The 12575-nt window shown below is 64.8% G+C and carries 10 protein-coding genes; 3 read left to right on the top strand and 7 right to left on the bottom strand.

Translation table 11 applies throughout. From position 1 onward, the window contains the following. Window positions 1-94 precede the first annotated feature (94 nt). Window positions 95-1207: a KamA family radical SAM protein gene (locus AC1DXU_RS09015; RefSeq protein WP_477367172.1), complete on the top strand. Its 1113-nt coding sequence runs from the start codon at window positions 95-97 to the stop codon at window positions 1205-1207. A 21-nt stretch (window positions 1208-1228) separates the two neighbouring features. On the opposite strand, the gene AC1DXU_RS09010 is transcribed toward AC1DXU_RS09015, so the two are convergent. Continuing rightward, window positions 1229-3097, bottom strand: a complete 1869-nt coding sequence (locus tag AC1DXU_RS09010; protein ID WP_477367170.1) for a CHASE2 domain-containing protein — start codon at window positions 3095-3097, stop codon at window positions 1229-1231. Between the two features lie 6 nt (window positions 3098-3103). After that, window positions 3104-3634 (bottom strand): FecR domain-containing protein, encoded by a 531-nt coding sequence (locus AC1DXU_RS09005; RefSeq protein ID WP_477367167.1) that lies wholly within the window; start codon window positions 3632-3634, stop codon window positions 3104-3106. 416 nt (window positions 3635-4050) lie between these two features. On the opposite strand from AC1DXU_RS09005, the gene AC1DXU_RS09000 reads away from it, so the two are divergent. Beyond that, complete coding sequence (locus tag AC1DXU_RS09000) at window positions 4051-4293, top strand: hypothetical protein (RefSeq protein WP_477367164.1); 243 nt, start codon at window positions 4051-4053, stop codon at window positions 4291-4293. Between the two features lie 54 nt (window positions 4294-4347). Here AC1DXU_RS09000 and AC1DXU_RS08995 read toward each other — a convergent pair whose 3' ends face one another. From AC1DXU_RS08995 to AC1DXU_RS08975, 5 genes are all read right to left on the bottom strand, one after another. Beyond that, window positions 4348-5736 carry an FAD-binding oxidoreductase gene (locus AC1DXU_RS08995; protein ID WP_477367161.1) on the bottom strand — a complete coding sequence of 463 codons (1389 nt, stop codon included), beginning with the start codon at window positions 5734-5736 and terminating at the stop codon, window positions 4348-4350. 427 nt (window positions 5737-6163) lie between these two features. Continuing rightward, complete coding sequence (locus AC1DXU_RS08990; RefSeq protein WP_477367158.1) at window positions 6164-7948, bottom strand: ABC transporter ATP-binding protein; 1785 nt, start codon at window positions 7946-7948, stop codon at window positions 6164-6166. 9 nt (window positions 7949-7957) lie between these two features. Then, complete coding sequence (locus AC1DXU_RS08985) at window positions 7958-8992, bottom strand: glycosyltransferase family 2 protein (protein ID WP_477367155.1); 1035 nt, start codon at window positions 8990-8992, stop codon at window positions 7958-7960. Window positions 8993-8995: 3 nt separating this feature from the next. Next, complete coding sequence (locus tag AC1DXU_RS08980) at window positions 8996-10102, bottom strand: glycosyltransferase family 2 protein (protein WP_477367152.1); 1107 nt, start codon at window positions 10100-10102, stop codon at window positions 8996-8998. Next, window positions 10099-11256, bottom strand: a complete 1158-nt coding sequence (locus AC1DXU_RS08975) for an acyltransferase family protein (RefSeq protein ID WP_477367150.1) — start codon at window positions 11254-11256, stop codon at window positions 10099-10101. The genes AC1DXU_RS08980 and AC1DXU_RS08975 overlap by 4 nt, the downstream gene beginning before the upstream one ends. Before the next feature lie 764 nt (window positions 11257-12020). Here AC1DXU_RS08975 and AC1DXU_RS08970 point away from each other — a divergent pair. Continuing rightward, window positions 12021-12446 carry a globin family protein gene (locus AC1DXU_RS08970; RefSeq protein WP_477367147.1) on the top strand — a complete coding sequence of 142 codons (426 nt, stop codon included), beginning with the start codon at window positions 12021-12023 and terminating at the stop codon, window positions 12444-12446. Window positions 12447-12575 lie beyond the last annotated feature (129 nt).

The following is a 12575-nucleotide window of genomic DNA, read 5'->3' as shown; positions in this document are numbered from 1 at the left end:
GAACGCAATGGGTGACAATCAGCAGCAACCACGGTGGTTGACCCGACTGGTCATCCGGCCGATAGCTCCGCCGGAAAATGCCCTGAGAACCCCGATGACTTCAGACGCCAACCTTCACGACGCAATCGAGCGCTCCGCCGACACCGCCTGGCAGGACGACGTTCGCGCCGGCGTGCGCCATGTGCGCGATCTCGCCTCCCTGCCGTTGTCGCCAGCCGAGCACGGGGCGTCGCAAGCCGCGGCCGCGAACCACAAGGTGCGCATCCCGAAAGCCTATCTCGACCTGATCGACTGGAACGACCCTGCCGACCCGATCCGGGCGCAGGTCATCCCGTCGCCCGACGAGCTGCAGGAGCAGGAGGGCGAGCTCGACGACCCGATCGCCGATCATGACTTCAGTCCGGTGCCGCGGCTGACGCATCGCCATGCCGACCGGGTACTGTTGTTCCCGACCTATCAATGCGCGGTCTATTGCCGGTTCTGCTTTCGCAAGGAATCCCTGACTGCGATCGGCCGCGGCTATACACGCGAGGCGTTGGAGCCGGCGCTCGCCTATGTCGCTGATCATCCTGAGATCCGCGAGGTGATCTTGACCGGCGGCGATCCGCTGTCCTTGCCCGACAAGGTGCTGGCCGAAATCCGCGCCCGCATCGAGGCCATCCCCCATGTGCGGCTCTTGCGCATCCACACCCGCGTGCCGGTGGCGCTGCCCTCGCGCATCACCTCTGGGCTGGCTGTGGCCCTGCAAGGCCGGCTGATGGTCACCATCGTCACCCATTTCAACCACGCGCGCGAGATCACTGAGGCCACCGAGGTGGCCAGCCGCACGCTGCGGCAAGCCGGCTTCGTGCTGCTCAACCAGAGCGTTTTGCTGAAAGGCGTCAACGACAGCGTCGAGGTGCTGGAGGAGCTGTGCCGCGAGCTGATGTACCGCCTCGGGATAAAACCCTATTACCTGCACCACGGCGACCTCGCGCGCGGCATGGCGCATAGGCGCACCACGATTGCGCAGGGCCAGGCGCTGGCCGCTGCCCTGCGCGCGCGGATGTCGGGCATCTGCAATCCCGTCTATGTGCTGGACCTGCCCGAGGGCGGCGGCAAGGTGCCGATCGGGCCGTGCCATGTCGAGGCGCGGGACGGGGAGGGCTGGCGGATACGCGGGCTCGATGGCGAGGTGAGGGTGTATCGGGAGGTCTTGGGGGAGTAGGGATGGCCATCGATCGCGGGCCTATTGCCGCACCCCCGCACTCTGCCAGAACCAGATTGCCAGCGAGCCGGATCGACCACGGATCTGTGTGTCCACGGGTCCTCTCAGCGCACCGGATTTGAACAGCGCGCAGTCGCGACCGGCGACTTTTAGCATCGTGTCGCTCACCGCGACTTCGGCATTCTGGTCGGCGGCGATCTCCATCAGGCGACTGGCAACGTTGACCGTGTCGCCCGTGGCAGCGATGTGCTGGCGGCCTTCGCCGCCGAGTCGAGAGGCGACGATCGTTCCGTGGTGCGCTCCGATCTTGAAGCCAAGCCGGGATGCGGTCGTTGCCGGCAACGAGGCGAGCCAGTCGTTGGTGCGGCTGGAGAGCCCGACGCAACAGCGGGCAGCGTTGAAGGCGTCACCCGGAGCCGGTTCCGGCAGGCCGAACAGGATCATGGCGCCGTCGCCCATGAAAGACGTGACGACGCCGCCGCAATCCGCGACCTCTTCGTCCACCAGCGCATGAAACGCATTCAACAGCTCGCGTGTGGCGCTCGGCCCCAATGTTTCGCTCAGCCCGGTGAAGCCGGACAGGTCGATGAACAGGATGGCGGCATCTGCCCGCACGGGTTCCGCGAGGAAGTCGCCATGCCGGGCGAGCCATTCCCCGAGGCCCGGAGCCTCGACGCGCTGCAGCAACTCGCTCTGCGTGGCGAAATACTGGGCCCGGTTCCTGCCCAGCCAAAGTTGTGCTGCCCCGAACAGGATGGCCGGCGGCACGGCGGCGGCCATCGGCAGCGCGGCGCTCAGCCAGATATGGTGTGAGAAGGCGGCCATGTTGACCACGAACCAGATCAAGACCACGCCGACGATCGCTGCGAGGCCGACGGCACTTCGCCGCCATGCCAGCAGCCCGACAAGGATCATCGGCAGCACCACCGCAAAGCCGGCATCGGCAAGGCGTACGTCCTGGTCGCGCACTATTCCGTCGCCGGTCATCAGATGGGCAATCGCCGTCGACATCACTTCGACGCCCGGCAGCACCGGATCGAACGGCGTCGGGAAGACATCGCCGGCGCCGGTTGCGGTCGCTCCGATCACGACAATTCGATCTCGGATGATGCCGGGATCGAGCTGGCCCGCCAACACGGTCGCCGCACTGATCGTGCGGATGGTGCCGCGCGGGCCATAGAACATCAGCGGCAGGATGTGGCCGATGTCCGTCCGGATCGAGCGGCTGCCCAGCGACAGATGATCGGGCGCAATGGCTGGCTCTTCGCGCTCCGCCAGCGCGGCAACACGCAGGGAGAAGGACGCTTCCAACTGGTCGCCGGCCCGAAACAGCAACGGCACGAAGCGAGGCGTTCCCGTCCGGTCGGTGATCACGTTGACGACGCCGACCGCGGCGGCATTCGAGAACGCTTTCAGGGGCAACAGAAACCGCTCGGCGTCCGGCACCCGGGCGAGGGGGCCTTCGCCCTCGGCCACCGCCCATTGCCTGCCGCCCGGGTAGACCGCCGCGGCTGCGATGATGCTTGTACTGCCGCTCAGCGAACGCGCCAGCGCCGCGTCATCGTCCTTTGCTCCGGGATCGACCAGCAAAAGGTCGAGCGCAATGGCTTTCGGCCCAAAGCGCGCGATCGTATCGACAAGCCGGGCAAGCGTGGCGCGGCTGAGCGGATAGCTGCCCTCGTTGCGCACCGCCTCGTCGTCGATGGCGACAATGGTGATCAGCTCCGGCGGCTTTGCCGGTCCGCGGGCAAGCGTTCGAAGATCGGTCATCGTCGCTTCGACGCGATCGAGAAACGACAGGTTGCCGCGCCAGTGCGCGTAGCCCAGGCCGGCGCCCCAAAGCCCGGCCAGGATGAGCGCGATCAGCGTCGCAAGCGCTCGACCGCTCATTGCGGCTCACTGACCCAAACGGGCCATCAATGCCGAAACGCGCTTGGCGGGCCAGCGCTTGACGGTCAGTTTGCCTGTCCCTGCTTCGACGTCGACGCCTTCACCCGGAGCCAGCACCACGCCGGCAGTGGACGCCGGCCTTTGCACGGCGACACGACCTCTAAGGACGAAGACGGACGTCTTGCCCTGGCCGACGTCGACGGTCCATTTCGTGCCGCGCACGGCGGCGATCGCCTGCGGGGTGAGGACCACGAAGCCGCCCGGAACCGCGCCGGCCGGAGTCTCGAGCAGCAGCGCCTTGCGCCGCAATCTGACCGCATCGGCATTGCCGTTTCCATCGCGGTCCACCAGCGTAAAACGAGCGCCACCTTCCACGATGATGGTAAGGCCTTCCCGACATTTTAGCATCTGCCGGGACGTACCCGCCACCGGCTCGAACGTACACCCTGCGTCCTGCGCGAGCGCGGTATCCGCCCAAAAGACACCGGCCCATATGCCGACCACCAGGCTATGGAAATATCGGCTCCTTGCGCTCATCGACGCCTCCTTGCTTTGCGAAAATTTGCGGCAAGAATATCTTCTGCCGTCCGCTTGGCAGTATGCGTACGCACCGGCACTTGCAGCCGCATTGCCCTAAGAGGTGCCGGCCGTAATCTGGGGTCGGGCAGGCCCTTGATGACAGTCCCCGGGCTCCCCGGCCATATTCCACGCAAAATACCACACTTGCGACGGTTCGTACCACGCCGGCTCCCACACTCGGCCAAACACCAGGGCTCTATGAAGCGGCCCAACAGCGAACGGCCGGACCAAGACGACCGTGCGCTGAGCTACCTGCCTCCGCAAATCCAGAAGGAATGCGGTCGGTCGGTCTCGCCCAAGAGCAACAAAAGGCGGCCTCATGAACGCGGTGCGGGCGGCGCGTTGAGGCCACTTTCAAAAGATGGAAAACTGAAATGAAGAAGATCGTTCTTACCATTGCCTCGTTGTTGTTCGCCTCGAGCATGGCTTTTGCCGGCAGCGACCACTTTGGCTCGGACTTCGTCCCTGCCGCTGGCGACTATCCGACCACCCATTCGATGGTGTCCGGCGCGGTCGACATGAGCGTCACAAAGAGCATCGCTGCCGACAGCGCAGCTGGCAATGCGACCTCCGCTATGACTGCACCGGGCTATGGCCAGGGCATCTGGGGCCGCTGACATCCGACTTCCAGGCGGCGGACCGCCGCCTGGAATCACCTCCGCTCGCCGGCGTCACCGATCGGAAATAACCTTCCCCGGATTAAGCATATTGCTCGGGTCAATCAGCCCCTTGATCGCTCTTGCCAGCGCCTGCTTCACCGGATCGGCGTAGCGCTCATAGGCGTCGCGCTTTTCGATGCCGACGCCGTGCTCGGCCGAGAACGAGCCGCCGCTTTCGCGCAAGCCCGCATAGAGCACGTCTTCGATCACCTCATGCAGCGCATGCGAAACCGGTCCGTCAGTATTGATAGATATATGCAAATTGCCGTCGGCGAGATGACCGAACACGTACGGCGCATAGGAAGCGTCGATACGTTTGAGGCCGGCTTCGATGCGCGAGACATAGGCATCGATGTCGCCGCCCGGCACCGACACGTCGAAGGACGGCGGCAAATGGTGCATGCGCTCGATCATCTCGGTCTCCTCGCGCAGCCGCCAGATCGCCTCGGCCTGGGCGACCGAGCTGGCAACCAGCCCGTCGATCATGCCGGCCTCCTCCCAGATCGCCGCCAGCCCTTCCTCCAGCGCAGCTGTGGCGCCCTCGATGCTGTCGGCGCCGAGTTCCAGCACCAGGAGGCATGGCGCGTCGAGCGGCAGTTGGCCGGGCGCGAAGCCGAGCATCCTGTTCATGGCCACGGCGAAGCGGTGCCACAGGATCTCGGCGGCGCGCAGGCTGGTGGCGGTGGAGCCGAGGAAATGGCGCACGATGCGCTGCGCGCTGGCCGCATCCGGCACGCCGACCAGCGCCGTGGCACTGGCGCCCGCCACCGGATCGAGCCTCAGAGCGACACGGGTGACGATGCCGAGCGTGCCCTCGGCGCCGATGAACAGATGCTTCAGATCGTAGCCGGCGCTGGTCTTGAGCACGCGGGTGAGGTCAGAAAACACGCTGCCATCGGGCAGTACCGCTTCGAGCCCGAGCACGCGATGGCGCATCGTGCCGTTGCGAAATGCCATGATGCCGCCGGCATTGGTGGAAACCATGCCGCCAATGGTACAGCTGCCGCGCGCTGCAAGGTCGATGCCCGGATCGAGGCCCTGCGCCAGCGCCGCCTCCTGCAGCGTGCTGAGTGGCGTGCCGGCCTGCACGATCGCGACGCGTGCGAGGGGGTCGATCTCCTCAACCTGGTGCATGGCGCCAAGATCGCAAATGATCTGGCCGGCAACGGTGCTGGCCGCGCCCGTAAGCCCGGTGCGCCCACCCTGGGCGACGAGGCTCAATCCATGTTCGGCACAGAACTTCACCAACGCCACCACCTCGGCGGTATCGGTGGGTCGCACCAGCGCGGAAGCGCCGAAATTGCGCCGGTCGAAGCCCGGATCGCGGCCGGCGAACTCGGCCTGGTCCCAGACCGTTGTGGCTACGTTGCGCAGTTCGGTGATCAATGTCTCGTTGTTCACGCGTTCAAACTCCCTCATCGCGCCAGAGGCTCCATCCCTCGGGGCGCACCGCTATCACGCGCGGGCGACGCCGAACAAGGATTTGCGCGTGCCGAGCAACTGCAATCCGCGCTGTGGGCTTGATGGTGAGGCGAGGGGGATATCGAGATCGTTGGCGAACAAGAAAACCGCGCATTCGCCGAGTGGCACCGGGCTGCAGGCGTCGCGGCTAAAGGGCGACGGCTCGGCGGGCAAGCGACGAGGGCAAAGAAAAGCCGGCGCCTCATCTTGGGAGAGTAGCCTGATGGGCGCCGGCCAAGGCGGATCGACAGGTCCGCCGCAAAGGCTGGATATCGCGTTTCCGAGCAGCATGGCATTGGCGCGATCACGGAAGATGCCGGCCGCAGCGATCTAGAATACCGCGCCGCAGGATGGCGACTCAGAGGCCTCAGTCGAGCGGCTCGTGCTGATAAAGCTCGTCCATGGTCAGTGATGCCAGGGCGCCGAAGGGTGCTTGCTTTTTCACCCGGCCGCCGCTGAGGATCACCACGTCGTCGCAGAACGAGATGGTGCTGTGATGGTGGCTGATGACGATCGTCGTGCGACGGCCGGCTCTCGACTTCAGGGTCTCGACGATGGCCGCTTCCGACAGTCCATCCACCGCATTGGTGGCTTCGTCGAGGATGAGCAGATCGGGATCGCGCACCAGGGCTCTGGCCAAGGCGATGCGCTGCCTCTGCCCCGCCGAGAGATTGACACCCCTGTAGCCGACCAGCGTGTCGTAACCCAGAGGAAGCCGTTCGATGAATTCATGCGCTTCGGCCAGTCTTGCGGCACGCTCGGCGTCGCCGGCTGTCGCCGCGTCCTGGCCGTAGGTTATGTTTTCGAAAATGGTGCCGTCGACCAGTTCCAGCTCCTGGCTGGCCAGGGCGATATGGCGTCGCCACTGGCTGGCGTCGATCTGATCGAGCGGCGATCCATCGACCAGAATCCCGCCGGTGTCCGGCTCCACGAAGCGGCACAGAAGGTTGACGATCGTCGTCTTGCCGGCGCCCGAGCGGCCGATCAGCGCTGTCGAGCGGCCGCTTCGAACTTCGAACGTCGCCGCATGCAGCACCACCTCACGCTGCTCCGTGCCGGAATAGGTGAACGTCACGTCATCGAACTTGATGCCCTGGCGCAAACCGTGGAACGGCCCATCGCCTTGCGGAGGCTTGGGCTTGCCGGTGGGATCCAGCATCCATGCCACTTCTTCCAGCGATCCGCTCAGGCCCTGCAACTGGCTCCAGGAGCCTTGCAGGGCCCGCATATGCGGCTGCAACCTGTAGAGCAGGATGACAAAGGCTATGATCAGCGGGAAACTCACTTGCGCGAGCCAGGCGCCGACCACCACCGCCAGGAACAGCATGGCGTGGAGAACCTCGGTCAGCGGCGGCAGCGCTCCCTGGCGGACCTGCAGCACGAAGGAGGCGCGGCGAACCCCGTCGGATGCCTTGTCGAATATCGCCTTCTCCCGGCTCTCCTGTCCGAAGATGCGGATCAGCCGTCCGGCATGCACCAGATGCAGCATCTGTGACGCGAGGTGGCCGTTGCGCGAGGCGACGCTGCGGCTGGGTTCTTTCAGATTGGCCGAGAGGATGGCGTGCGCGATCTGGACGAGCGCCAGCCCCAGCGTGACCAGCAGCGTCATGCGCCACGAAAGCAGCAGCAGAAAAGCCAGCAGGATGATGGCGGCCGATGCGCTGACGATTGCCGACAGCATGATCTGGATCGCATCCGACGCCCGCCAGGATTCGTTGGAGATGATGTTGAGCAGGCGTCCCGGACTCTGCCGCAGGAAGAATGGATAGCCCACTCTCAGCAGCTGCTCCGACAAGGCGCTGCGGATCGAATGACTGGCCTTGCCGTAGATGAAGGTGGTCAGCAGCGTGTTGGCGAAGGCGAAAACATTCTTCAGGATGATTGAGCCGAGGATGGCGACCGAAATGGCGACAAGCCGGTCGCGCTCGCTCAAGCCCGAGCCGACATGCTGGAGGACAGCCGAGAAGCCGGCCATTCCGGCCGCATCCCCATGTCCCATGATTATGCCCAGCAGCGGGATGATCAGGCCGATGCCGAACCCCTCCAGCACAGCGCCGACCAGGCCGAGCACCACCACGGCCGGAAGCAGGCGCAGTTGCCGCTTTCCGAACGTCCGGAACAGCATCGGCAGGCTTGGCGGTAGCAATGGCATTATGGTGGCCTACCTCGCCTCGGCATTTGCGTGTTGTTCTTGCCGCACGGGGGGCCGCTGCGGCCGTCTCGCCAGCACGAGAACCGCGAATCTCGCTGCGCCGAGCAAATTCATGGCGACGATCGGCCAATGCGACAGCTTCAGCTCGCGATCGAATGCAGGCCCGCCCGCCCGTTCCCGCAAAGCGCCTCTCGCGGCCCAGTAGAAATGGCGAAGCAGCCACGGCGCATGGCGAACATGTTTCAGGCAAAGCCCGCCATTGCCGAGGCTGTAGTCGCGGTGGAGCTTTTCGATGGATTTGCGATCCCGCCGGCCGTGATGATGGAAGATCGTCATATCAGGCACATACTCGACCGCGATGCCGAGCAGCATCGCGCGCACGAGGTAATCGGTATCTTCCGCCGACCGCAATGGCCCGCCGGCGCCGAAGCGTTCGTCGAACCAGCCGATACGGGCCGCGACATCGCGGTGCATCGTCATGTTGCAGCCGAGCACGAAACCGCCGGGATGAACATCCGGCGTCAGTCGCTCGCGCACCCGCGACCGCTTGATCGTGAACGGCAGATCCCTGGGATCGCCAAGTTCGACCCGGCCGCCCCGGATCAGCCATTGTTCCCCGGACGCATAGTGCCGCTCCAGATCGCTGAGATAATTGCGGTGGACGGCGCAGTCATCATCGACGAAGACCAGCACACGGCCCCGCGCCCGCCGCAAGCCGGCATTGCGGGCAGCCGCCAATCCGGGGCGCGGCTCGCTGACGGCCGTGAACGGAATATCCGAGGTTTCGGCGATGCAGGCCAGGCGTTCCGCCGTGCGGTCGCTCGAGCCGTTGTCGACGACCACGAGCTCAGCCGCGAAGCCGGCATGGGCGCGGCACGCGGCCTGCACCGACTTGATGCAGGCCTCGAGCACGGCGACGCGGTTGCGCGTACAGATGATGAAGCTGACCTCCGGCGCCGATCGCTCCGGCCGGGGATCGGCCGGGACGGGCTCAAGCGAGGTCGAGCGATCGCGCTGCAGGGGTTGGTGGGTTTTGACGGTCATCCCCTAACTCAACTGATAAGATGCCAGAACCGCCGCAGCCGGCGCGGATTTGAAGAAATACTCCACCGCGTCCGCCTGCCTGCCGGCCGACAGCGAGGCGAGGCTGAGCCAGGGCGCCCAGGCGCCGGGCCGCAATGCATATTTCTCGCGCCGCCGGATGACGTTCCACTTGGCGGTCCGCGTCAGCAATTCATGCGTCAGCCGCGGCTGCTTTTCGTCGGCGACGAGCTGGTAGAGGAAATAGAACAGGTTCAGCGCGCCGGCCGCGAAGGTCGGCCGCGTCTCGGCCGGCAGCGAGCTGATCCGCTGCTCCAGCGCGACGATGAAGTCGGCCGCGCGGGTGACCGTGTCGAGGCTGACCGCATCGCCGATGGCGCGCAGGTCCAGCGTGGCTTCCGCAAGGCCTTCGCGCTCGAGGTTCTCGGCTACGATGCGCAAATGCGTCCTGCGCATTTCCTTGCTGTGCCGGTGGGTCACGCTCCCCTCATGGGTGCGGTAGACGACCAGGTTTTCGGGCATCATGGCGGCCGGGTAGCGCCCAGCCAGCCTTCTGAAAAGATCGAAATCCTCGGCGTGCCTGTAGGTCTTGTCGTAGAAGAGATCGTCGTTCTCGATGACCTCCCTGTTGTAGACAACCGTCGGGTGCATGAAGATCGTGAAGAACATCGCCAATATGGGCAGCTGGCCGAACTGGAACACCGGATCGGGCCTGCCCCTGGCGATGCGGCCGCGGATCAACATGTCGACGCCGGCGCCGCAGAAGCCGAGCTCGGGCCGCCGCGCAAACAGCTCCACCTGGCGCGACAGGCGCCACGGATAGGCGACGTCGTCGGCGTCCATCCGCGCGACCAGCTCGCCTTGGGCCTTTCCCAGCCCCTCGTTGAGCGTTGCGACGAGGCCGCGGTTTTCGCGCGAGATGATCGAGATGCGGCTGTCGGTCTGCCGGTATCGCTCGAGGATCTCGAGCGAATTGTCGGTCGAGCCGTCATCGATGGCGATGACCTCCAGGCGGCCGTAGTCCTGCCGCAAGATGCTTCCAATTGCTGCGGCGAGATACGGCCCGGCATTGAAGACCGGCAGCACGACGGAGACGAGCGGCGCGGCGGTCATCGTCTGGCATCCGTTCGCTGCAGGTCGAGCGCTGGCGCGCGACCGTCGGGTGTCATTGCGAACCTGCCGGCATGGCCGGCGCCTGCTTTTGGGGCGCGCGCGACATAGGGGAAGTGGCGCTTGAGGCTGCTGAGCGGCCTTTCGAACACCACCCAGGAGATCGAGGCCGCGACGATCGTGGCGGCGCCCGCAACCAGGAACCGCCCCGGCCCTTGTTCTGAGACGTTGAGCGGAATCCACGGCTGCGACTTGACCGCGAGCGACAGCAATATCGGATGGTAGAGGTAAACGCCGTAGCTGATGCGGCCGAGACCGAGCAGCGGCGGCAGGTCGAGAAGCTTGCCGATTGTGCCGCCAAGGCCGCTCGAACAGGCGGCGACGATGACCATCAGCGGCACCAGCGGCAGGACCTGCCGCACCAGCCAATGGGCCCATTCCAGCATCGGATCGGCAGGCGCCGGGACAAACCACTCGATGACAAGGAATGCGACCGCGAAGGCAGGCCAGCCCAGCCGCATCCATTGCGGCACGGCCGCACCCCTGGCCCGCCAGCAGGCAAGCAGCGCGCCCGTTGCCAGCGCATCCATGGATGCCGGCGGCAGCAGGTCGCGCGCCAGCGCCGTGTTGGCGGTGAGCGGCCAGTAGAAGCGATAGACGAGCGACAGCGCGATGACGCCGATGCAGATCTGTTCGAAACGCCGGCGTGGGGCCAGAAGGACGACCAGCGGCCAGGCAAGATAGAACTGCTCCTCAATGCTCAGGCTCCAGAAATGGCACAGCACCCAGGGGTTCCAGTTATTGTGCAGCGCATACCAGAAATTCGAGAGGTAAAGCGCATGCCAGACCAGCGATCCCCTGGACTGCTCCAGGTCGACCAGCCAGACGAAACCAAGAACGGCAAAATAGGGTGGGAATATTCGCAGCGCCCGCCTGATGTAGAAGGATCGCAGCGCCGGGCCGGTTTCAAACGCGGCGGCCGCGCGCGCTTCCAGCAGCAGGCGCGTGATCAGGAAGCCGCTCAGCACGAAGAACAGCCGCACGCCGATATGGCCCCAGAACGAAGAGCCTCCCGCCGCGAAGAAATGCGAGTACAGCACCATCGTCACCGCAATGGCTCTCAGCGCATCCAGTTGGGTGTCGCGGGTATTTTCCATCACCGGCTTCCGCCGAGCCGCCAGCTGGCCGTTTCCGGCGGCACGCCAAGGGGGGCGGGGACGAGACCCGCCAGGGCGCCATCAAACCCGCGCTTTGCGGGCTCGCAATCGACGAACGGACAGGCGGTCGAGCCGGCGGGATCCTTCACGGCGTATTTCCAGTCGCAAAATGAGTCCCCCGGGAGATGGATCGGTTACGGCATTGTGCAGCGCAACACAAAATATCTACCCCACTGAAATACTTGCGTGAGCAAATGCTAAAAAGTTAATGAAAACAGCCCGGCTTTCGCCGATACGGCGATTCGTACGGCATTTCTCCCTATCGCATAAGTTGCATTAGCTTCACCTGAAGGAGGTTGCTCAGGACATTCTCGAATTGGCGGGTGAAAATTATTCAATATTTCGATAATCACGAGAAGTTATACAGAAATATGTTTCACGTAGGTCAATTGCGCACTTGTTATATGGCGAATGAATTTGTGCCGTTGACTTTGGGCGGTGCAGCATCGCTCGCTGTCGCAGGTGCGACCCTGGCGGGTGAAGACGGGGGCGGGATGGCGGGGTGACGGAATACTGGAGGGAAGCAGGGAGACGGCGCGGCGCGTGCGGTTAGGGGTCGTCGGGGCAGACGAGTGTGAAAGCAACCGAATACAACCTGAAACCGGATTGAGACATAACTGAAACATCCGGCACGACAGGCGACATGCCGGCGAAACGCCTTGGGGGGATGGTCGAGCCTCACCAGAAACCCAGGAGCGTCACCGATGACACCCGACCAGATCAAACTCGTCCAGGATAGCTTTCGTGAGGTGGTCCCGATCCGCGCGGCTGCCGCCGCTTTGTTCTATGAACGCCTGTTTGCGATCGACGGCAGCCTTCGGGCGTTGTTTCCGGAGCGGGACATGACCAAGCAGGGCGCCAAGCTGATGACGGCCCTCGGCTTCGTCGTGCATGGACTGGATCGTGCCGAAACCATTCTGCCGACTGTGCGCGAGCTCGCCAAACGGCACGTCGGCTACGGTGTCGAGGAGCATCATTACCCGATCGTTGGGCAGGCGCTGATCGAAACGCTGGCCGCCGGCCTCGGCCCGGCCTTCACGCCGGAGGTGCGCGAGGCCTGGGAGGCAGCCTACGGCTTGCTTGCGAGTGTCATGATCGCGGCCGCTCGCGAGGTGCAACTGGCGGCGTGATTTGAAGAGAAGCGGAGGCCGGTCGACGGCCGCCGCTTGACCTGCTGGAAGGCGGGCCAGGATGCAAATCGAAGGCGTGCCATGTCGAGGCCTGGGACGGGCCGCAATTGACCCTAAGTCGACGTCCGT

This window comes from Mesorhizobium sp. P3_A10, from assembly GCF_056403175.1.
Note: the sequence above shows the minus strand (reverse complement) of the source record. Positions and strands in the feature narration are given on the sequence as shown.